Source organism: Streptomyces sp. NRRL S-340, assembly GCF_000720185.1.
GTDB lineage: Bacteria > Actinomycetota > Actinomycetes > Streptomycetales > Streptomycetaceae > Streptomyces.
Map to the genome: position 1 here is coordinate 22,292 of NZ_JOIY01000007.1, position 20,945 is coordinate 43,236.

The 20,945-nt window shown below is 72.0% G+C and carries 15 protein-coding genes; 5 read left to right on the forward strand and 10 right to left on the reverse strand.

The annotated features are described in order from the left end of the window. Positions 1–233: 233 nt before the first annotated feature. From IG64_RS06595 to IG64_RS06610, 4 genes are all read right to left on the reverse strand, one after another. A complete protein-coding gene (locus IG64_RS06595) occupies positions 234–629 on the reverse strand; it encodes a hypothetical protein (protein ID WP_037853346.1) in 396 nt (131 codons plus the stop codon). 83 nt (positions 630–712) lie between these two features. After that, positions 713–4,444 (reverse strand): ABC transporter ATP-binding protein, encoded by a 3,732-nt coding sequence (locus tag IG64_RS06600; protein WP_037853046.1) that lies wholly within the window; start codon positions 4,442–4,444, stop codon positions 713–715. A gap of 272 nt (positions 4,445–4,716) precedes the next feature. Then, positions 4,717–5,754: an esterase-like activity of phytase family protein gene (locus IG64_RS06605; RefSeq protein ID WP_037853348.1), complete on the reverse strand. Its 1,038-nt coding sequence runs from the start codon at positions 5,752–5,754 to the stop codon at positions 4,717–4,719. A gap of 53 nt (positions 5,755–5,807) precedes the next feature. Beyond that, positions 5,808–6,734 carry a serine hydrolase gene (locus IG64_RS06610; protein ID WP_037853047.1) on the reverse strand — a complete coding sequence of 309 codons (927 nt, stop codon included), beginning with the start codon at positions 6,732–6,734 and terminating at the stop codon, positions 5,808–5,810. Positions 6,735–6,856: 122 nt separating this feature from the next. Here IG64_RS06610 and IG64_RS06615 point away from each other — a divergent pair, with 122 nt between their 5' ends. The 3 genes from IG64_RS06615 to IG64_RS06625 all read left to right on the forward strand — a co-directional run bounded on the left by IG64_RS06615 (position 6,857) and on the right by IG64_RS06625 (position 10,514). After that, positions 6,857–7,228 (forward strand): hypothetical protein, encoded by a 372-nt coding sequence (locus IG64_RS06615; RefSeq protein WP_037853049.1) that lies wholly within the window; start codon positions 6,857–6,859, stop codon positions 7,226–7,228. Between the two features lie 98 nt (positions 7,229–7,326). Continuing rightward, entirely contained in the window at positions 7,327–7,755 is a 429-nt protein-coding gene (locus IG64_RS06620; protein ID WP_037853052.1) for a hypothetical protein, read from the forward strand. Between the two features lie 14 nt (positions 7,756–7,769). Then, entirely contained in the window at positions 7,770–10,514 is a 2,745-nt protein-coding gene (locus tag IG64_RS06625; protein ID WP_234438411.1) for a KGGVGR-motif variant AAA ATPase, read from the forward strand. Between the two features lie 359 nt (positions 10,515–10,873). Here IG64_RS06625 and IG64_RS06630 read toward each other — a convergent pair whose 3' ends face one another. From IG64_RS06630 to IG64_RS06640, 3 genes are read right to left on the reverse strand one after another with little or no spacing between them, the layout of a single operon-like run. After that, complete coding sequence (locus tag IG64_RS06630; RefSeq protein ID WP_037853055.1) at positions 10,874–12,559, reverse strand: thiamine pyrophosphate-binding protein; 1,686 nt, start codon at positions 12,557–12,559, stop codon at positions 10,874–10,876. A gap of 23 nt (positions 12,560–12,582) precedes the next feature. Then, a complete protein-coding gene (gene speB, locus IG64_RS06635) occupies positions 12,583–13,551 on the reverse strand; it encodes an agmatinase (protein WP_037853056.1) in 969 nt (322 codons plus the stop codon). Between the two features lie 56 nt (positions 13,552–13,607). Then, positions 13,608–15,080 carry a sodium:solute symporter gene (locus IG64_RS06640; RefSeq protein WP_037853058.1) on the reverse strand — a complete coding sequence of 491 codons (1,473 nt, stop codon included), beginning with the start codon at positions 15,078–15,080 and terminating at the stop codon, positions 13,608–13,610. 216 nt (positions 15,081–15,296) lie between these two features. Here IG64_RS06640 and IG64_RS06645 point away from each other — a divergent pair, with 216 nt between their 5' ends. Then, on the forward strand, positions 15,297–16,865 hold the full coding sequence (locus IG64_RS06645) for a PucR family transcriptional regulator (protein ID WP_234438412.1): 1,569 nt from the start codon (positions 15,297–15,299) through the stop codon (positions 16,863–16,865). Positions 16,866–17,082: 217 nt separating this feature from the next. Then, complete coding sequence (locus IG64_RS06650; protein ID WP_037853061.1) at positions 17,083–17,874, forward strand: phosphatase; 792 nt, start codon at positions 17,083–17,085, stop codon at positions 17,872–17,874. Between the two features lie 25 nt (positions 17,875–17,899). Here IG64_RS06650 and IG64_RS06655 read toward each other — a convergent pair whose 3' ends face one another. The 3 genes from IG64_RS06655 to IG64_RS06665 are packed head-to-tail and all read right to left on the reverse strand — an operon-like array spanning position 17,900 to position 20,936. Next, the gene (locus tag IG64_RS06655; protein ID WP_037853062.1) at positions 17,900–18,886 is read right to left on the reverse strand and encodes a cation diffusion facilitator family transporter; all 987 of its coding nucleotides are present in this window, start codon (positions 18,884–18,886) and stop codon (positions 17,900–17,902) included. Positions 18,887–18,891: 5 nt separating this feature from the next. Continuing rightward, positions 18,892–19,773, reverse strand: a complete 882-nt coding sequence (locus tag IG64_RS06660) for an acyl-CoA thioesterase (protein WP_037853064.1) — start codon at positions 19,771–19,773, stop codon at positions 18,892–18,894. Between the two features lie 5 nt (positions 19,774–19,778). Next, positions 19,779–20,936: an acyl-CoA dehydrogenase family protein gene (locus IG64_RS06665; RefSeq protein WP_037853353.1), complete on the reverse strand. Its 1,158-nt coding sequence runs from the start codon at positions 20,934–20,936 to the stop codon at positions 19,779–19,781. Positions 20,937–20,945: the final 9 nt, after the last annotated feature.

A 20,945-nucleotide genomic window follows, 5' to 3' on the forward strand; every position in this document is an offset into this window, starting at 1 on the left:
GGGTGCGCACCAGGGGAGTCGGCGAATCGGCCCTGCCGGGGCCGCCGCCGGGGCACTCGCCGGCTCGGCGCGGCGGGGATCGGCGGGGCGGCCCGTCGGGCGTCAGCCCGGCCGTGGCCTGTCACCCGTCACCCGTCGCCCGTCAGGCGTCAGGCGTCAGGCGTCAGGCGTCAGGCGTCAGGCGTCAGGCGTCAGGCGTCAGGCGTCAGGCGTCAGGCGTCAGGCGTCAGGCGTCAGCACAGGATCCAGCCGCTGCCGGCCGACCGGGAGCCGACCGAGCCGCCGACGCGCACGCAGCGGTGTCCGGCGTGCACGGTGACCGGGCCGGCCCGGTAGGAGTAGCGGCCCTTGTCGGTGACCGGGCGGTTGCCGCGGGCCTGCACCGTCACCGACATCGTCTGCGCGCGGCCGGGGCGGTCGGCGACCGTGACCGCGCAGACGTAGCCGTCGCGCTTGTAGACGTGCACGGAGCCGGTGGCGAACGACAGCGTCCGCACCTCGCGGCCCCGGCACGAGGACGGGGCCGAGGCCGCCTGGGCGGCCCCGGGCACCGCCAGCGACAGCAGTCCGGATCCGGTCAGCACGGCCAGGCCGAGGGCCAGCCGGCGGCGCAGCGCAGCGCGGTCCACGGTCACCCCTCCCCTTGCGGCAGGCACATCGACGTACACGCGTACGGACGCCGTACGTACCCCGGATGGTTGCCTCCGCCGCCTCACCGGGACGCGCTGACGGGCTGCTCGGGCTCGCCCGCACCGATGAAGGTGCGCCACAGGCCCGCGTACCGGCCGTCGAGGGCCAGGAGTTCGTCGTGCGTGCCGTCCTCGACGACGCGGCCGTGGTCCATGACGACCACGCGGTCCGCGCGGGCGGCCGTGGTCAGCCGGTGGGCGACCATGAGCGTGGTGCGCCGGCCCGCCAGCCGGTCGGTGGCCTGGTTCACCTGGGCCTCGGTGGCCAGGTCCAGGGCGGCGGTGGCCTCGTCGAGCAGCAGGACGTCCGGGTCGACGAGTTCGGCGCGGGCCAGCGCGATGAGCTGGCGCTGTCCGGCCGACAGGTTGCGGCCGCGCTCGGCGACCTCGTGCAGGTAGCCGCCCTCCAGGGTGGCGATCATCTCGTGCGCGCCGACCGCGCGGGCCGCGGCCTCCACCTCGGCGTCGGTCGCCTCCGGGCGGCCGTAGGCGATGGCGTCGCGGACGGTGCCCGGGAAGAGGTACGCCTCCTGCGGGACGACGCCGAGCCGGTGGCGGTACGCCGTGATGTCCAGCTCGCGCAGGTCGGTGCCGTCGACGGTGACCCGGCCGCCGGTCGGGTCGTAGAACCGGGCGACCAGCTTGACCAGGGTCGACTTGCCCGCGCCGGTCTCGCCGACGAACGCGACGGTCTGTCCGGCGGGGATGCGCAGGTCGATCCCGGTCAGGGCCTCCTCCTCGTCGCCGTAGGCGAAGCTGACGTCCTCGAAGGCGATCTCACCGCGCAGCGCGGGCACCTCGCGGGGCTCGGCGGCGGGCTCGGTGGACGCCGGCTCCTGGAGCAGTTCCTGGATCCGGCCGAGGGAGACGGTGGCCTGCTGGTAGCCGTCGAAGACCTGGGAGAGCTGCTGGACGGGCGCGAAGAACAGGTCGATGTAGAGCAGGTACGCCACCAGGGCGCCCGTGGTCAGCGTCGCCGCCTCCACCCGGCCCGCGCCCGCGATCAGCACGGAGGCCGCCGCGACCGAGGACAGGAGCTGGACGAAGGGGAAGTAGACGGAGATCAGCCACTGGCCGCGTATGCGGGCCCGGCGGTAGCTGTCGCTGCGCTCGGTGAACCGCCGTCCGCCGTCCTCCTCGCGGCGGAACGCCTGCACGATGCGCAGCCCGGCCACCGACTCCTGGAGGTCGGCGTTGACCACCGAGACCCGCTCGCGGGCGAGCTGGTAGGCCTTGACGCTGGCCCGGCGGAAGAAGAACGTGGCGACGATCAGCGGGGGCAGGGTCGCGAAGACGACCAGCGCCAGTTCGACGTCGATCACCAGCAGGGCGACCATGATCCCGAAGAAGGTGACCACGGAGACGAAGGCCGTGACCAGGCCGGTCTGCAGGAACGTCGACAGGGCGTCGACGTCCGTCGTCATCCGCGTCATGATCCGGCCGGTCAGCTCGCGCTCGTAGTAGTCGAGGCCGAGCCGCTGGAGCTGGGCGAAGATCTTCAGGCGCAGCGTGTACAGGACGCGCTCGCCGGTGCGGCCGGTCATCCGGGTCTCGCCGGTCTGCGCCGCCCACTGCACGAGCACGGCGAGCAGGCCGAGCAGGGAGGCGGTCCAGACGGCGCCGAGCGCCATCCGGGTGACGCCCTGGTCGATGCCGTGCCGGATCAGGACGGGCAGCAGCAGGCCCATCCCGGCGTCCACGGCGACGAGGCCGAGGCTGGCCAGCAGGGGCAGCCCGAAGCCGTGCAGCAGGCGGCGCAGGCCGTAGGAGGCCTCGGGGCGCACGGCGCGGGCCTCGTCGACGTCCGGGGTGTCGGTGGCCGGCGGCAGGGCCTCCACCTGGGCGAGCAGCTCCGGGGTGGCGGGCATGCCGGCCGTCGCCGCGTCGCGCGGCTCGCGCTCGCCCGCCCACAGGGCCGGGGTGATGCCCCGCTCGGCGTCGAACTCGGCGTCCAGTTCCTCGCGGACCGAGGTGTCCTCCACGGGCGCGGCGGGCAGGGCGCGGCCCGGGGAGACGCCGCCGAGTTCGTCGGGGTCGGTGAGCAGGCGCCGGTAGAGCGCGCAGCGTTCCTGGAGTTCGTCGTGGGTGCCGATGTCGGCGAGCCGGCCGCCGTCGAGGACGGCGATGCGGTCGGCGAGGCCGAGGGTGGAGCGGCGGTGCGCGATGAGCAGGGTGGTGCGGCCCCGCATGACCTGGCCGAGCGCCTCGTGGATCTCGTGCTCGACGCGGGCGTCGACGGCGGAGGTGGCGTCGTCCAGGACGAGCAGGCGCGGGTCGGTGAGGATGGCGCGGGCCAGGGCGACGCGCTGGCGCTGGCCGCCGGAGAGGGTCAGGCCCTGCTCGCCGACCTTGGTGTCGTAGCCGTCGGGCAGCTCGGCGATGAAACGGTCCGCCTGGGCCGCGCGCGCGGCGGCGGTGATCTCCTCGTCGGTGGCGTCGGGGCGGCCGTAGGCGATGTTGGCGCGGACGGTGTCGGAGAAGAGGAAGGAGTCCTCGGGGACCAGGCCGATCGCGGCCCTGAGCGAGTCGAGCGTCAGCTCGCGCACGTCGTGGCCGCCGATCAGGACGGCGCCGTGCGTGACGTCGTAGAAGCGCGGCAGGAGCAGGGAGACGGTGGACTTGCCGGAGCCGGAGGAGCCGACGACGGCCAGGGTCTCGCCGGGGCGGATCTCGAAGGACAGGCCCTTGAGGACGGGCCGGCCGTCGGTGTAGCCGAAGGACACGTCGTCGAACTCGACGGTGGCGGGGGCGTCGGCCGGCAGTTCCCTGGTGCCCTCGGTGAGCGTGGGCTCGGTGTCGATCAGCTCCAGTACGCGTTCGGTGCCGGCGCGGGCCTGCTGGCCGACCGTGAGGACCACCGCGAGCATGCGGACGGGGCCGACGAGCTGGGCGAGGTAGGTGGAGAAGGCGACGAACGTGCCGAGGGTGATGTGCCCCTTCACGGCCAGCCAGCCGCCGAGCGCCAGCATGGCGACCTGGCCGAGCGCGGGGACCGACTGGAGGGCCGGGGTGAACTTCGCGTTCAGCCGGATCGTGCGCAGCCGCCCCGCGAACAGCCGGCGGCCGACCGCGCGCAGCTTGGCGGTCTCCTGCTCCTCCTGCCCGAAGCCCTTCACCACGCGCACGCCGCTGACCGCGCCGTCCACCACACCGGCGACGGCCGCCGCCTGGGCCTGCGCGTACCAGGTGGCGGGGTGCAGTCTGCTGCGGCTGCGCCTGGCGATCCAGCCGAGGGCGGGGGCGACGGCCAGGGCGACCAGGGTCAGCGGCAGCGACAGCCAGGCCATGATCACCAGGGAGATCACGAAGAGCAGGATGTTGCCGATGGTCATCGGCAGCATGAAGAGCAGGCCCTGGATGAGCTGGAGGTCGCTGGTGGCGCGGCCGATGACCTGCCCGGTGGACAGGTCGTCCTGGCGGCGGCCGTCCAGCTTCGTGATCGACCCGTACATCTCGGTGCGCAGGTCGTGCTGGACGTCGAGCGCGAGCCGGCCGCCGTAGTAGCGGCGGACGTAGGTGGCGGCGTACACGAGGAGCGCGGCGCCGATCAGGGCGCCCGCCCAGGGGGCCATGGCGCGGCTGTGGTCACCGATGACGTCGTCGATGATGACCTTGGTGACCAGCGGGACGACGGCCATGACCGCCATCCCGGCGAGGGAGGAGCCGAGTGCGAGGACGACGTCCCTGGGATGGCGCCACGCGTACGAGGCGAGCCTGCGCACCCACCCTCGTGTCTCCCCCGGTTGCGCTGCCACGTCGGTGCCTCCCTGACGGCCTGATCTTCCGGAAGGCACCAACAAGGGCGGCGGCGGATTTCATCCCTCCGCAACATTCGCCGGGCGCGGCGGGGATGCCCGGGAAGGGGACGGAGGGGTCGGGAGGCAGCCGAGGAGGACCCGGAGGGTCTGGAAAGGTCCCGGAAGGGGCTGGAAGGGGCCGGAAGGGGCCTGAAGGGGCCGGAAGGGGCCTGAAGGGGCCGGAAGGGGCCTGAAGGGCGGAAAAGGGGCGTAAGGCGGTCAGGAGGCGGTCAGACCCGGACCCGCAGGGAGTAGAAGCGGGTCGTCTGCGCCGGGTTCGCGTTGTCGTCGCTGACCAGGAGGACGCGCAGGCGGCCCCGGGTGTCGCGGCCGGTGACCGTCATGCCCTCGATGTTGTCCAGGAGCGGGTTGGGCTGCGGCTGCCTGGCGGTGGCGCCGAGCGTGGGGCAGGCGGCGATGTCCGTCAGGAGGGTCTTCCTGATCAGGCGGACGCCGGGCTGCCCGGTCAGCTTCTCGGTGCCGCCGGTGTCCGTGGCGCCGCGCGGATCGGCGAGGTAGAGGCGGACGGTGTTGCCCGCGCCGGCGGTGAAGCCGCGCTCCAGGACGAGCAGCCGGCCGTCGGGGACGGCCTGGACCTCCGGGACGCCGAGGCTCGCGTCGTCGGTGCGGTAGGCGTACTGCGCGGCGAGCCGGAAGGGTCCGTCGCCGGTGCGGCGCCAGGTCTGGAAGCGGACGGTGCGGGCGTCGTCGCCGCTGAGCGCGTACTCCATGGAGGCGAGCAGGGTGCGGCCGCCGGGCAGCAGGGTCAGGCCCTCGAAGGTCTGGTTGGCGGTGGCCCGGCCGGCGGGGGCCACGCGCAGCGCGGCGGGCACCGGCAGCCGGTCCAGGACGCGGCCGTCGCGGGAGTAACGGCGTACGGACGGCTCGGTCTCCGAGGTGACCAGGCGGGTGCCGTCCCGGTCGACGACCAGGCCCTCGGAGTCGAGCGGCGCGCCGCTCTCGTCGGCGAGCCGGACCACACTCGTCGGCTTCAGCGTGCGCCGGTCCAGGGTGAACAGCTCGGAGCGGTCGGAGAGCGCCGCCAGGTCGCCGTGCCGGTCGCGCGCGAGCGCGGAGAAGTTGCCGGCGTAGGAGCCCTGGTACGTCGTCTTGTCGAGCGCGTCGGTGAAACGGTCCAGGGAGACGGACGGGGAGCAGGCGTGGTCCCGGGCGGCGGGGGCGGTCGTGGCGGCGGCCGGACCGGCGGTCAGGCAGGTGGCCGCCGCCAGTGAGGCGGTGGCGGTCGCGAGTACGGTTCTCAGACGCATGACCGTCACCGTAGGTCTCCCGGGTGACCGGCGGGAGACCGCGCCGTGAAGCGTCAGCCGGTCGGCGGCAGCGGGACGGTCGCCTCCGCGGGCCGGGGCGCGGGCTCCACGCGCTTGACCCACCGCGCGGTGGGGGCGAGGTCCTTGTGGACGGCCCGGGCGATGTTCTGGATGGTGGTGACGCCGTAGTCCATGGTGCTGTTGTCCTGGGTCAGCACCGTGATGGTGTAGTCGTGGCCGCCGCCGTTGAAGGTGCCGACGCTGTGCACCCGCCAGCCGTGGGTGGCGCGCTGCAGCCAGCCGTTCTTGACGTGCCAGGCGACGTTGGAGGGCGCGCCGGCGGGGGTGCCCCAGCGCTGGGAGGACACGACCTGGCCCATCAGCTTGAGGATGTAGGCGCGGGAGTTGTCGCTCAGGACGGAGTTCTTCCCCGTGACGAGGGCGAGCAGCTTCTGCTCGTCGCGCACGGTGATCTGGGTCAGGCCCCAGTAGCCGTCGGCGCCCGGCTTGGTCTGGGTCATGCCGGCGGCGCTCAGGAAGCCCTTGACCTTGCTCACGCCGAGCTGCTTCCACAGGGCGGACGTCGAGTCGTTGTCCGACTGGGTGATCATCGCCTTGGCGAGGGAGGCCTCGCGGTCGGTGAGCTTGCGGTTCGTCTTCTTGGCGTCCCACAGCAGGGTGGCGAGGACGGTCACCTTGACCACGCTCGCGGAGTCGTAGGCGCTCGACTCCCGGAAGGTGCAGGTGGTGTCGGTGCCGCGGTCGCGCACGCCGACGGCGATGGAGCCCTTGCGGCCGGCCATGGCGGCGGTGATGTCCTTCTGCAGCTTGGCGGCCAGGCCCGCCCTGCCGGAGGTGCAGCTGACCTTCGGTGCGGCGGCCGCCGCGGGCGTGGCGGCGGCCACGCAGGGAACGAGCATCCCGGCGCCCGCGCCGATCGCCGCGAGCACCCTGACGCGTCGTGATATCCAGTGAGTCATACCCAGTGGACGCGCGGATTCACGGGAATGGTTGTACGAACGCGGCAACTTCCGCACGGGTGACCGGATCACGCCCCTCACCGGCGCCGGGTGAGCGTCACCGCGATGGGTAGGAAGAGCGCGTGGCAGAACAGAAGCCGAACGAGCACCACTTGTCCGGACGCCTGCTCGCGGCGCTGTGGACGATACGCCTGCTGGCCGGCAAGGCGGGGCCGGCCCCGCGGCGGGAGGACCTCGTGGTGAAGCAGAGGCCGCTGCACTTCCTGGACAAGGAGCTGGCCTCGCTGTCGGTTCACGTCCTGGCGGCCAAGTGCCGCGGGGGCGGCCACTGGGACGCGGCCGCGGAGGTCTTCCGGGAGGTACCGGACCTCCTGCCGCCCCAGCGTGTCCTGGCCGACAACATGAGCCCCGCCGAACAGCGCGCCTTCGCGGCCGGCTACGCCGAACAGCGCGCCGCGTACGCGGAGAAGTACGGGCGGCTCGTGGAGGGGTGAGGGGGCACACCGCCGACGCGTCGCCGACTCAGCGCGGCTCAGCAATTGTTGGTGGCATCCCGATGGATCGCCCCGGCAAGTCCTGCGAAGATATTCCCATGGTGCTTCAGGTGGGGGCCAAGGCGCTCAAGAGGAGACGAGACGAACTCAAGGTCTCGGCTGAGTCGGTGGAAGCGCATGGCAAGGGCGAGGACGCGGCCACCGTGGGTCTCCTACTGTTCTACGCCGCCGAGTGCGGCCTGAAGGAGCGACTCCTGATCCGCAGAGGACTTCGGGACACATCGGCGCTGGAGCCCACTCACGACCTCCGCAAGCTCGCCAAGGAACTAAGGCTCCCCCGCGCTCTGGACGACGTCCTCAGCATGCTTCGGAGCTGTCGACTGCACGCGCCTGCGGGCGCGTCCGTCGCCTTGGCGGAGCTGCACCAGGCATGGCGTTATGGTGCAAAGCTTGACGGAACAGATGAAATAGCAGCGAAGGAAGCCCTCCGGGCTTTGATCAAGTGGTGCGAGCGGGACCGAGGCTAGGAGACGACGAGGCCGTGGCCGGATTGACGGATCTGGAAGGGCTGACGCCCCCGGAGCACCTGTTCACCTGGGTGGACGTAGACGATCACCTTGCGTCTCTCGCCGCTGCCGGCTGCTGGCCAGACTGGCTCCGTGCAGCGGACGGCTGGTGGGACGGCCTGGAACTGGTGGTCTCCGGTGGTACGGAAGCCGAGGCGGCGAAACACTGGTTGGACGAGGTTTTCGGAACAGGGTCGACGGAATGGCGTGACGGCGTCCTCATGCTCCGACTCGACGACCCGCGGAGGCCCGACTTCACCGGTATCCCCGTCGTTCTCAGTTCGGAACCGGACCACGCGGACCAGCCGCGCCGTCTGCCTCTGCTCCGTGAGAAGCACATCACGCCGCAGTTGGCGCACGCGCTGGAGCGACCCGCGACAGAGCGTTTCCCCGGTGACGTGCAGATCCTGGCTTTCCACTCATTCAAAGGCGGAGTGGGGCGGACGGTGCATGCGGTCGCCATGGCCGACACGATCGCCCGCAGAGGTGGCAGTGTCCTCTTGGTCGACTCGGACTTGGAGGCACCCGGAATCACCTGGATGCACAGGGCCCAAGGGGGCCAGCTTGACTTCTCGTACGAGGACCTACTTGCCCTCTTGCAAGGGTCCGAGGACGGTGGCTGGTCCCCGGCCGTCGACATCGCGGCCGCCTACCTGCCTAATCAGCAGGTAGGACGGTTCGTGAGCGGGGGGCGGGTGACCGTGGTACCCACCAGCAGAAGGCAGCAGCTTGGACCGCCACGCATCGAGCCGGCGGATCTGCTGACGCCCGGGCGCTCTCCGTACTTCCTGACCGAGGCCCTGGCCGCGCTCGCCGTCCGAACCGGTGCGGACACCGTCGTCGTGGATCTGCGTGCCGGGGCCTCCGAGCTGTCAGCTCCCGTTCTGCTCGACCCACGGGTGCAGCGAGTCTTCGTCACCACGCTCAGCCACCAGTCCCTCGAAGGAACCAAGACTCTGCTGAAGCAACTGGGCCGCCGCGCACCGGCCCTCCGGGGCACGGACCCCGCCAGTTCCGTAATCATCACGCAATACCGGCAGGACGTGCACGAGGCGCAGGCGGAACAGGCACGAGCAGAGTTGAGCAGTGCATTGCTTTCATCCTTGAGGCCCCCGAATGACACCGCAGAGACCGATCCCGACGACACAGGTGAAGTGGATGCCGATGTCCTCTCCCAGCCTCTGCTGAGCCCGTTCCGAGAGGAATTGTTGGCGCTCCCCTCCTCCTGGGACGCGGTGTTGCGAGTACTGGAAAGCTGCAAAGTATCCGAGGTCCTGGACTCGATCGTACCCGCCCCGGCCTCTCCCTCTTTGCCGAATCCGGAGCAGAAGGAACAACACGTCGACTACTCGACGCTTCGCAAGCGCCTCATGGACACCGCACAACCGCTCATTTACGCCGAGCTGAAAGGCATGTCGTCAGCCAGCGGATTCCTCGCTACAGATCCCCTGCGCAGGCTGCTGGGTGACCACCGCACCGAACCGCCGCTGGCTCTTGTGGTCGGCGCCAAAGGTGCAGGCAAGACGTTCATGTACGCGAAAGCTTGTGCTGCGAGAACCTGGAATGTGTTCGCCGAGCAGTCCGGCGTCAAAGACGTACGACTGGCTCTGCCCGTGGTCCCAGTCCTGGAGTCGGACAACCTCGAGAACGAAGACCTGACGACACAGGACCTCAGAGACGCGTTCGCCGCTGCACACAGCGAGGCAGCAGGAGAGGCCGGAACTTCCCAGGCCATCAAGGACCGGCTGAGGAGAGGTCTGTCCGAACTCGACGCGGGAGACGAGATCGGATGGCGGCACCTGTGGCTGGAATGCCTGGCGGTCGCTGCTGGGGCGCCGCTGACGGAGGGCCGTGACGCGGAAACCGCCCTCACGGAACTCAGCAAGCGAACACGAGCGGTGTTCGTCATGGATGGACTCGAAGACTTGCTGCAGTCTCTGGACAATGAGTCCAAGCGCACTGCGCTGCGTGTGCTTCTCATCGACGTCCTCGCCTGGTTGCGCTCCCTGCGAGGACGTCCTCTCGGTCTCGTCGTCTTCGTACGCCGAGACCTTGTGAAGCGAGCGGTTCGGCAGAACAGCGAGCAACTACTTGCACGCTACGAGCCTTACGCACTGCGCTGGAACAAGGAAGAGGCTCTGCGGTTGGCTCTGTGGGTCACCGCACACGCCGATGCATTGCCGACGGCGATGGCCGAGTCCGAGATCGCCGAGCTTTCCTACGACGCGCTGGTCGATGCCCTCATTCCTGTCTGGGGCTGGAAGATGGGTACAGAAAGGTCTAAAGAAGCGCGCTCACACCTCTGGGTGCCAGCAGCCCTCGGGGACTTCAAGGATCAGGTGCAAGCCCGGGATGTCGTGGTCTTCCTTGCTGAGGCAGCACGCCAGTCGATTCCTCAGACGTCCTGGGAGGACCGTGTGCTGGTACCAGGTGCCATGCGGAAGGCTCTACTTGAGTGCAGCATGATCAAAATCAGTGCCATCCAGGACGAAAGCCAGGAGATCGGTGATTTGCTCAGCCGCCTTCAGCAGGTACGAGAACCCGTGACCGTACCCTTTTCACTGGCTGAGGTGGGGCTGGATGTGACCGAGGCCGACTTTCTTGTCGAGTCGGGTGTTTTTGCACGGGGCAACGATGGCCGGTACTGGGTAGCAGAGATCTACCGCCACGGTCTGGGTTTCGGCAGCGAACGGCGGGCGAAGGTACTCTGGCGCAGGTGAGGTGGGCGCGAAGCCGGACCAGCGCGCTGGGGCCTCGGATCCGCGCGGTGCAGTAACCACATCGGCCAGTGCCTCACTCATCCAGGTGAATATGGAGTGAAGCTGCTCGGACGTCATCCGCTGCTCAATGGGAAGACCGGCCGCGTGCACGACGAAACCCTCGGCTCGCTCCACGTACCCGGCCTCGACCGTGGCGGCGATCCTGGAGACGGAACCGGTACCGGCGACGAACAGGCAGCGAGGCCGCCCTCGGGCGGCGTGCGGGACAGTCCACGTCATCGAGCCACCTTCACACCATGGGTCGCACTGAGCCTGCCCCGGCACGGAAGCCAAAGGGTAGGCCCACTCCTGCCTCGCCCTCATCCCAGGTGCGTCGGCGCGAACATGCGCAGCACCGCGGGCAGGACCACCACCGACGGACCGGGCGCCGCCAGCGCGCGTGCCAGGTCGGCCTCCAGCGTGTCAGGCGACGTGCGCACGCCCGGTACGCCGAAGGACTCCGCCAGGGCCACGTAGTCGGGGCGGGTGAGTTCCGTGGCCGTGGCCCGGCCGAAGGCGTCGGTCATGTACTCGCGCAGGATGCCGTAGCCGCCGTCGTCGACGATGAGCCAGGTGACGTCCAGGCCGTACTGGCGGGCCGTGGCCAGTTCGGCGATCGAGTACAGGGCGCCGCCGTCGCCGGACACGGCGAGCACCGGGCGGGTCGGGTCGGCCACCGCCGCGCCGAGTGCCGCCGGGAAGCCGTAGCCGAGGCCGCCGGCGCCCTGGGCGGAGTGCATGGTGTTGGGTGCCTGGGCGTCGAAGGCCGACCAGGCCCAGTACGCCAGGATCGTCATGTCCCAGAAGGACGGCGATCCGGCGGGCAGGGCGCGGCGCACCGACGCCAGGACGTCCTGCTCCAGGGTGAGGTCCTGGGCGGCGATGCGGTCGCGGACCCTGGCCAGCAGGTCCCGTACGCGGCCGGCCGCGGTGTCGTCCGTCCGCTCCTCCACCGTCTCCAGGAGGGCCTGGAGGGCGAGCCGGGCGTCGGCGTGGATGCCGAGGGCGGGGTGGTTGGCCTCCAGCTTGCCGGCGTCGGCCTCGATCTGGATCACCTGGCCGCGCGGGGCGAACGTGTGGTAGTTCGAGGAGAGTTCACCGAGGCCGGAGCCGACGACGAGCAGGACGTCGGCGTCCTCCAGGAAGCCGGTGGTGTGCCGGTCCTCCAGCCAGGACTGGAGGGAGAGCGGGTGGTTCCAGGGGAAGGCGCCCTTGCCGCCGAAGGTGGTGACGACGGGGGCGTCCAGCCTCTCCGCCAGCGCCCGCAGCTTCCCGGAGGCGTCCGCCCGGACCACGCCTCCGCCCGCGATGATCGCCGGGCGGGCCGCCGTGGACAGCAAGTGGGCGGCCACGGCGGTGAGTTCGGGGCGCGGCACCAGGTCCTGCGGGGTCGCGTCCATCGCGGTCACCACCGGCAGGGCGGTCTTCGCGAGCAGGACGTCCTGCGGGATCTCCACCCAGACCGGGCCGTGCGGGGCGGTGAGCGCCGACTGCCAGGCCGCGGCGATCGCGGACGGGATCTGGGAGGGGGTGCGGACCGTGTGGACGGACTTCACCACGCCCCGGAACGAGGCCGCCTGGTCGGGCAGTTCGTGCAGGTAGCCGTGGCGGCCGCCGCCGAGCCCGGCGGTGGGGACCTGACTGCTGATCGCGAGGACGGGCGCGGAGGCCGCAGCCGCCTCCTGGAGGGCGGCCAGGGAGGTGAGGGCTCCCGGGCCGGTCGACAGGAGCAGCGGGGCGGCCTCGCCGGTGACACGGCCGTAGGCGTCGGCGGCGAAGCCCGCGTTGTTCTCCACCCGCAGGCCGACGTAGCGCAGGGCGGAGCGGCGCAGCGCGTCGAACACGCCGAGGGCGTGCTGGCCGGGCAGGCCGAAGACGGTGGTCGCGCCGAGCCCGGCCAGGGTCTCCACGACCAGGTCTCCGCCGGTGCGGCCGGGGGGAGGGTTCAGGGCGGCCTCCGTCTGGGCGGCCGTCGGGCGGAGTACCAGGTCGTGGTCGTGCGTCACTTGGGCTCGGTCTCCTCAGCGCGTCATGCGGTGCGGGCCGCCGCGATCTGGCGGCTCATGATGGTGGTCAGTTCGTACGCCGTGTGGGAGGCGGCGACCGAGGTGATCTCGGCGTGGTCGTAGGCCGGGGCGACCTCGACGACGTCGGCGGAGACCAGGTTGCAGGAGGCCAGGCCGCGCAGGATCTCCAGGAGTTCGCGGGAGGTCATGCCGCCCGCCTCGGGGGTGCCGGTGCCGGGCGCGTGGGCCGGGTCGAGGCAGTCGATGTCGATGGAGATGTACAGCGGGCGGTCGCCGATGCGCCGGCGCAGCTGGTCGGCGACCTCGTCGGCGCCGCGGCGGTAGACGTCCGCGGAGGTGACGATGCCGAAGCCCATCTTCTCGTCGTCGGTGAGGTCCTGCTTGCCGTACAGCGGGCCGCGGGTGCCGACGTGGGAGAGGGCGGAGGTGTCGAGGATGCCCTCCTCGACGGCGCGCCGGAAGGGGGTGCCGTGGGTGTACTCGGCGCCGAAGTAGGTGTCCCAGGTGTCGAGGTGGGCGTCGAAGTGGAGCAGGGCGACCGGGCCGTGCTTCTTGGCGACGGACCTGAGCAGCGGCAGGGCGATGGTGTGGTCGCCGCCGAGGGTCATCAGGCGGGCGCCGGTGGCGAGGAGGTCGTCGGCGGCGGCCTCGATCGTGTCGACGGCCTCGTTGATGTTGAAGGGGTTCACCGCGATGTCGCCGCCGTCGGCGACCTGGGCGAGGGCGAACGGGGAGGCGTCCTGCGCGGGGTTGTAGGGGCGCAGCAGCCGGGACGCCTCGCGGATGGCGTTGCCGCCGAAGCGGGCGCCCGGCCGGTAGGAGACGCCGGAGTCGAACGGCACGCCCACGACGGCGACGTCGGCGCGGCCGACCTCGTCGAGGCGGGGCAGCCGGGCGAAGGTGGCGGGGCCGGCGTAGCGCGGGACGCGGGAGGAGTCGACGGGGCCGCGGGGCGTCTCGGTGCTGCTCATGATGAAATGCCTTCTTTCCTGCGCTTCGTCGCGCATGTACTGCTTCCCTGGCGACTCTACGGGTGCGCCGGGACCGGTTCGGACGCGGGTTCGGGGGTGCGGCCGGCGAGGCGTTCGCGCCAGACGGCGAGGACGGACTCGTCGGTGGGCCGGGTGGCCAGGGACACGGCGACGTAGGCGACCAGGGAGGACAGCAGGCCGTAGTAGACGGGCTCGTTGGCGAGGATGCCGAAGCCCGCCATCAGGCCGATGACCGCGAGGCCGCCGACGATCACGGAGGCGAGGGCGCCGGGCGCGGTGCCGCGCTTCCACAGCAGCCCGCCGAGGATCGGCACGAGCAGTCCGCCGACGAGCAGGTTGTAGGCCACGGTCAGCGCCTCGACGACGTTGTTCAGGGCGATGGCGGTGCCGATGACGCCGACGCCCATGATCAGGATGAAGGCCCGGTTGCCCTTGACCTCGTCGTGCGGCTCCGCGTGCTCGTCCCCGCCGCGGCGCACCGCGCCCCTCAGCCGGGACCAGATGTCGTTGTTGGCGACGGTGGCGCAGGCGATCAGCGCACCGGAGGAGGTCGACATCACGGCGGCCAGTGCGGCGGCCAGGACCAGGCCGCGCACGCCGACGGGCAGTTCGTCCTTGACGATGGTGGCGAACGCGTCGTCGGCGCTGCCCAGGTGCGGGTAGAGGACCTTGGCGGCGGTGCCGATGACGGCGCCGGCCAGGGCGTAGACCAGGCAGTAGGTGCCGGCGACGGTGCCGCCGAGGCGGGCGACCCTGTCGCTGCGGGCGGTGAACACGCGCTGCCAGATGTCCTGCCCGATGAGCATGCCGAAGGTGTAGATCAGCACGTAGGTGAAGATCGTCTCGCCGCCGATGCCCAGCGGGTCGAAGTACGAGGTCGGCAGCTCGGCCCGCATCGCGCCGAAGCCGCCCGCCTTGACCACGGCGATGGGCAGCAGCAGGAGCAGCACGCCGATCGTCTTGACGACGAACTGCACCATGTCGGTGAGCGTGATGGACCACATGCCGCCGAGGGTGGAGTACGCGACGACGATCGCGCCGCCGATGACGATCGCGACCGTGCGGTTCAGGTCGAACAGCACGTCGAAGATCGTGGCGTAGGCGATGGTCGAGGTCACGGCGAGCATGAGGGTGTACGCCCACATGACCACGCCGGAGATGATGCCCGCCTTGCCGCCGTAGCGCAGGTCCAGCATCTCGGAGACGGTGTAGACCTTCAGCCGGGCGATGCGGGCGGAGAAGAAGACGGAGAGGGCGAGGATGCCGAGGCCGATGGTGAAGACCATCCACGCGCCGGACAGGCCGTACTTGTAGCCGAGGCCCACACCGCCGATGGTGGACGCGCCGCCGAGGACGATCGCCGCCATGGTGCCGGAGTACATCGCGGGCCCCAGGCGGCGGCCCGCCACCAGGAACTCGCTCTTGGACTTGGCGCGGCGCATGCCCCACCAGCCCATGGCCAGCATGCCGGCCAGATAGAGAACGATCACCGTGTAGTCGACGGCCATGTGGGGCCCTCCTTCGCGCACTGTCCGGTGGCGGGTCGTGCAGAGACGTGTGGATTTCCTGGGGTCCCCCGGGGAGGGGGCGCCGGCAGTGGCACGCGGGGACATCCGCCCGTACCCGCGGCCGCCGGGTCTGGAACGACATTAGGTGGCCGGAAAGCGACTGCGAAGTGTACTTTTCATCCATTCGAGGGGGCGGGGATGGAGGAAGCGCACACCATGCCGGACACGCCTGCCCCACCTGGCCCGCTGACCCAGGTGGCCCCGCCGACCCCACCGGTCCCGCTGGCCGCGCTCATGGCCCGCGACGACCTCGCCCTGCGCCAGCTCGCCGGGCCCGCCGGGCCGGACGTCGTCATCCAGTGGGCGCACGCCTCGGAGATGGCCGACCCCTACCCGTACCTGCTGGGCGGCGAGCTGCTGCTGACGGCGGGCGTGCACATCCCGCGGGACGCGCCGGCCGGGTACTTCGACGACTACGTCGCGCGGATCGTCGCGGCGGGCGGCGCGGCCCTCGGGTTCGGTGTGGCGCCCCTGCACGACACGGTCCCGCCCGCGCTGACCGCCGCCTGCGACGCCCGGGGGCTGCCGCTGCTGGAGGTGCCGCCCCGGACGACGTTCGCCAAGGTCGCCCGGGCCGTGTGGCAACTGGTCGCCCAGTCCCGGACGGCCGAGCTGCGCCGGGTCACCGAGGCGCAGCAGAGCCTGGCCGCCGCCGCGTCCCGCCCCGACCCCGTCCCCTCGGTGCTGCGCCAGCTCGCCCAGCGGCTGACCGGCCTGGCCGTCCTCTACGGCCCCGACGGCACCCGCATCGCCGCCGCGGGCCGGGAGCCCGCCCAGGAGGTGGGAACGGCCCTGGCCGGCCTGGCGGCGGTGGTGAGGCCGGGGCCGGGGGGACGGACGGGGCCCGGGGGACGGACGGGGGCGGGGGCAGCGCCGGGACCCGGGGCGGGGGCCGGCGGGCCGTACGCGCCCAGTTCGGCCGCCGACACCGTCGCCGGCAGCCACCTCGCCGCCTACGCCCTCGGCGCGGGCCAGGGCTTCGTCCTCGGGGTGGCCTCCCCGCGGCGCGAGCCGGGGGACCACACCATCGCCTCCGTGGCCGCCGTGCTGCTGTCCCTGCTGACCGGCGAGCACCAGAGCGGCACCTCGGCGGCCCGCTCCGCCGCGCTCGTCCGGATGCTGCTGGGGGCGTCCGCCGAGGACGTGGCAGCGCTGCTCGGGCAGGGGCCGTGGACCGTCGTGCACGCGCGCCCCGAGCACCGTCCGGCGGACGCCGTCGCCGCCTCCGCGCTGGGCGCCGCCCTGGGCTCGGCGCTGGTCGACCTGACCGAAGGTTCCGGGACCGTACGGGTGCTGCTGCCGGCCGAGCGGGAAGCGGTACGGCAGCCGGGCTGGACCCTCGGGGTCAGCGCGGCCGTCCAGCCCCGGGAGTGGCCGGCCGCCGACACGCAGGCGGCGCGCGCCCTGGCCCGCGCCCGCGCCACCCGGGCCCCGCTGGTCCGCCACGGCGACCGGCCCGGCCTCGGCGACCTGGTCCCGGCGAAGGAGGCCGCCGCCCACGCCCGCGCCGTCCTCGCCCCCCTCGCCGCGCACCCCGCGCTCACCGAGACCCTGCGCGCCTGGCTCTCCCTGCACGGCAGCTGGGACCGGACCGCGGTGGCGCTGGCCGTGCACCGCAACACCGTGCGGCAGCGCATCGCCCGCTGCGCCGCCCTGCTGGCGGCCGACCTCGACGACCCGGACGTCCGCATGGAGCTGTGGTTCGCGCTGAGACACGGTGGGTGACCCGCGTCCCGTCCCGTGGCCGGTGCCGCGGCCGGAAGGTCCGCCGGGAAGCTCGCGGCGTCCGGTGCGGTGGACCGCAAGGCCAAGCACGACCCGCGTACCGGATGTACCCGGGTGACGCGGCGAGGCGCCGTGCCGGGCGTCGCGAGCCGGCGGACCCTCCCGTCCGCGGCACCAGCGGCGGATTCGCGCGGCGCTCTGCCCCACAATGGGAGCCATGCCGATACCCGGGACACCCAGCCGCGCCGAACTCGTCGACCACCTCGTGAGGACCCGTATCGCGGGGGACGTCGCCACGCCCCGCGAGAACAACCTCTCGCACTACCGCAAGCTGGCCAACGGCGACCGCAACTTCTGGCTCGGTCTGGAACTCGGCGACCGCTGGAGCGACGAGCAGGACGTGCTCGCGGTGATGGCCGAACGGGTCGGCGTCAACGACGACCCCGAGTACCGGCAGGGCCAGGACACCATCGACCCGGAACTGACCGTCGACGGCCTGGAGCGGCTGGCCGGCCGGCTGCGCAAGGCGGCCGCGGGCAGGCAGCGGGTGCTGTTCGCCACCGGCCACCCCGGCGGCCTGCTGGACGTGCACCGCGCGACGGCCGCCGCGCTGCGCGCCGCCGGCTGCGAGATCGTCGTCGTCCCGGAGGGACTGGGGACGGACGAGGGCTACGTCGTGCAGTTCGCGGACGTGGCGGTCCTCGAACACGGCGCCACGCTGTGGCACACCCACTCCGGCGAGCCGATGCGCGCCATCCTCACCGGCCTCGAGCGCGCGGGCCGTCCGCTGCCCGACCTGGTCGTCGCCGACCACGGCTGGGCGGGGTGCGCCGGACAGCTCGGCGTGGACTCCGTGGGCTACGCCGACTGCAACGACCCGGCCCTCTTCCTCGCCGAGGCCGAGGGCACCCTCCAGGTGGCGGTCCCCCTGGACGACCACGTCGTCAGCCCCCGCTTCTACGACCCGATGACCGCGTACCTGCTCGACCGGGCGGGTCTGTCCTCCTGACCGCGCCGGAGCCCACGGCACCCCGTCACGGCCACGGGTTGAGCCCCTCCGAGCGGCGCTGCGCGAATCCCGGCGTCGGGTCCAGGTAGACCCGGCTGACGACGGGGAGCGCCTCGCGCAGCCGCTGCTCGGCCTGCTCGCAGGCCCACTCGATCTGGGCCGCGCTCGACACGTCCCGGAAGTCGACCTTCGCGGCCACCAGGGCCTCCCTGGGCCCCTGCACGAGCGTCGTCAGCTCCAGTACGGCCTCGATGTGCTCCACCGCCAGCAGTTCCGCCCGGATCCGCTCCCGGGTGGCGCGGGGCAGCGGGCGGCCGATGAGCAGTTCCACGTTCGAGCGGCCCAGCACCCAGGCCACGTACAGGAGCAGCGCGCCGATGCACAGCGAGGCGACGCCGTCCCAGACGCCGGACCCGGTGAGCTGCCCGCCGAGCAGGCCGCCGGCGGCGAGCAGCAGACCGGCCAGGGCGGCGGAGTCCTCCATGACCACGGCCTTGACGGCGGTGTCGGCGGTCCGCCGGAAGTAGCGGCGGAAGGGCACCCTCAGGCGGGCGGCCTCACCGCGGGCCTGGCGCAGCCCCGTGCGCAGCGAGAAGCCCTCCAGCAGGAAGGCCACGGCGAGCACGACGTACGACGCCAGCGGGTCGCCGAGTTCCTCCCCCGACAGGAGGGTGTGGACGCCGTCGTAGAGGGAGAAGACCGCGCCGCCCACGAACGTGGCGACGGCGGCGAGCAGCGCCCAGATGTAGCGCTCGGGGCCGTAGCCGAGCGGGTGGTCCTCGTCGGCGGGGCGCTCGCTGCGTTTGAGCGCGGTGAGCAGCAGGACCTCGGTGACCGTGTCGGCCACCGAGTGCGCGGCCTCCGAGAGCATCGCGCTGGATCCGCTGATCACCCCGGCCACCGCCTTGGCCAGCGCGATGCCGAGGTTGGCCAGGGCGGCGACGATCACCGTGAAGGTGCTCTCGCCGCCGCCTGACCGCTGTGCTGCCGTCTCTCCTGCCGTGTCCGCCATGCCCCTCAGTGTTCCCGGGGAACGCGGACCACGCCTTCCTGGATCACCGTGACGGCCAGCCGGCCGTCCCGCGTGTGGATGCGGGCCTGCCCGAGACCGCGCCCGCCGGACGCCGAGGGCGACTCCTGGTCGTACAGCAGCCACTCGTCGGCGCGGAAGGGCCGGTGGAACCACATGGCGTGGTCCAGGGAGGCGCCGACGACGTCCCCGACCGCCCAGCCGCCGCGCCCGTGGGCGAGCAGCACCGAGTCGAGCAGGGTCATGTCGGAGACGTAGGTGGCGAGGACGACGTGCAGGAGGGGCTCGTCGACGGCGCCGTCGAGCTTGCCGTTGGTGCGGAACCAGACCTGGGAGTGCGGCTCGCGGGGCGCGCCGAACTCACCGTACGGGGGCTCGCCGACGTAGCGCAGGTCGACGGCCTCGCGGGTCTCCAGGAACCGCTCGACCACCTCGGGCGCCAGGTGGCCGTAGCCGCGCAGCCGTTCGGCGGAGGTGGGCAGGGTCTCCGGGTCCGGCGCGGGCGGCATGGGCACCTGGTGGTCCAGGCCCTCCTCGTACGTCTGGAAGGACGCCGAGAGGTGGAAGACCGGCTGCCCGTGCTGGACGGCGACGACCCGGCGGGTGGTGAAGGAGCGGCCGTCGCGGATGCGGTCCACCGTGTAGACGATGGGCGCGCCGGGATCGCCGGGGCGCAGGAAGTAGGCGTGCAGCGAGTGCGCGTGCCGGTCGGCGGGGACCGTGCGCCCGGCGGCGACCATCGCCTGCGCGGCGACCTGCCCGCCGAAGACGCGCGGGACGACGGCGGAGCGGGACCGGCCGCGGAAGATGTCCCGCTCGATCCGCTCCAGGTCGAGCAGATCGAGCAGGGACTCCAGTGCCGTGCTCACGGGTCCTACAGGCCCATGTTCTTGGCGATGATCGTCTTCATGATCTCGCTGGTGCCGCCGTAGATGCGGTTCACGCGGTTGTCGGCGTACAGACGGGCGATCGGGTACTCGTTCATGTAGCCGTAGCCGCCGTGCAGCTGGAGGCAGCGGTCGATGACGCGGTGCGCGACCTCGGTGCAGAACAGCTTGGCGGAGGCGGCCTCGGCGGGGGTCAGCTCGCCGGCGTCCAGGGCCTCGGTGGCGCGGTCGGCGACGGCTTCGGCGGCGTCGACCTCGGCCTGGCAGGCGGCCAGCTCGAACTTGGTGTTCTGGAAGTGGGCGACCGGCTTGCCGAAGACGGTGCGCTCCTGCACGTACTGCTTGGCGAACCGGACGGCGGCCTTGGCCTGCGCGTAGGCGCCGAAGGCGATGCCCCAGCGCTCGGAGGCGAGGTTGTGGCCGAGGTAGGAGAAGCCCTTGTTCTCCTCGCCGAGCAGGTCCTCGACCGGGACCTTGACGTCGACGAAGGCCAGCTCGGCGGTGTCGGAGGTGCGCAGGCCCAGCTTGTCGAGCTTGCGGCCGATGGAGTAGCCCTCGGACTTGGTGTCCACGGCGAACAGGGAGATGCCGTGGCGGCGGTCCTCGGCGGTCGGCGCGGCGGTGCGGGCGCAGACGATGACGCGGTCGGCGTGGACGCCGCCGGTGATGAAGGTCTTGGCGCCGTTGAGGACGTAGTGCGTGCCGTCCTCGGAGAGCTTGGCGGTGGACTTCATGCCCGCGAGGTCGGAGCCGGTGCCCGGCTCCGTCATCGCGATGGCCCACATCTCCTCGCCGGTGACGAACTTCGGCAGGTAGCGCTTCTTCTGCTCGTCGGTGGCCAGCATCTTGATGTACGGCAGGGCGAGCAGCACGTGCACGCCGGAGCCGCCGAAGCTGACGCCCGCGCGGGCGGTCTCCTCGTACAGGACGGCCTCGAACTTGTGGCTGTCCAGGCCGGCGCCGCCGAACTCCTCGGGCACGTTGATGCCGAAGATGCCCAGCTCACCGAGCTTGTAGTAGAAGTCACGCGGGGCCTGGCCGGCCGCGAACCACTCGTCGTACACGGGTACGACCTCGGCCTCGATGAAGGCGCGAAGGGTCTCCCGGAACGCCTCGTGATCCTCGTTGAACACCGTACGGCGCACGCCGCCCAC

What these genes read in the sequence shown, in the direction of transcription:
- speB (WP_037853056.1), bottom strand. Translation starts at nt 13,551, where the DNA reads ATGAGCAGCACCGAGACGCCCCGCGGCCCCGTCGACTCCTCCCGCGTC.
- IG64_RS06610 (WP_037853047.1), bottom strand. Translation starts at nt 6,734, where the DNA reads ATGACTCACTGGATATCACGACGCGTCAGGGTGCTCGCGGCGATCGGC.
- IG64_RS06650 (WP_037853061.1), top strand. Translation starts at nt 17,083, where the DNA reads ATGCCGATACCCGGGACACCCAGCCGCGCCGAACTCGTCGACCACCTC.
- IG64_RS06655 (WP_037853062.1), bottom strand. Translation starts at nt 18,886, where the DNA reads ATGGCGGACACGGCAGGAGAGACGGCAGCACAGCGGTCAGGCGGCGGC.
- IG64_RS06605 (WP_037853348.1), bottom strand. Translation starts at nt 5,754, where the DNA reads ATGCGTCTGAGAACCGTACTCGCGACCGCCACCGCCTCACTGGCGGCG.
- IG64_RS06620 (WP_037853052.1), top strand. Translation starts at nt 7,327, where the DNA reads ATGGTGCTTCAGGTGGGGGCCAAGGCGCTCAAGAGGAGACGAGACGAA.
- IG64_RS06645 (WP_234438412.1), top strand. Translation starts at nt 15,297, where the DNA reads ATGCCGGACACGCCTGCCCCACCTGGCCCGCTGACCCAGGTGGCCCCG.
- IG64_RS06640 (WP_037853058.1), bottom strand. Translation starts at nt 15,080, where the DNA reads ATGGCCGTCGACTACACGGTGATCGTTCTCTATCTGGCCGGCATGCTG.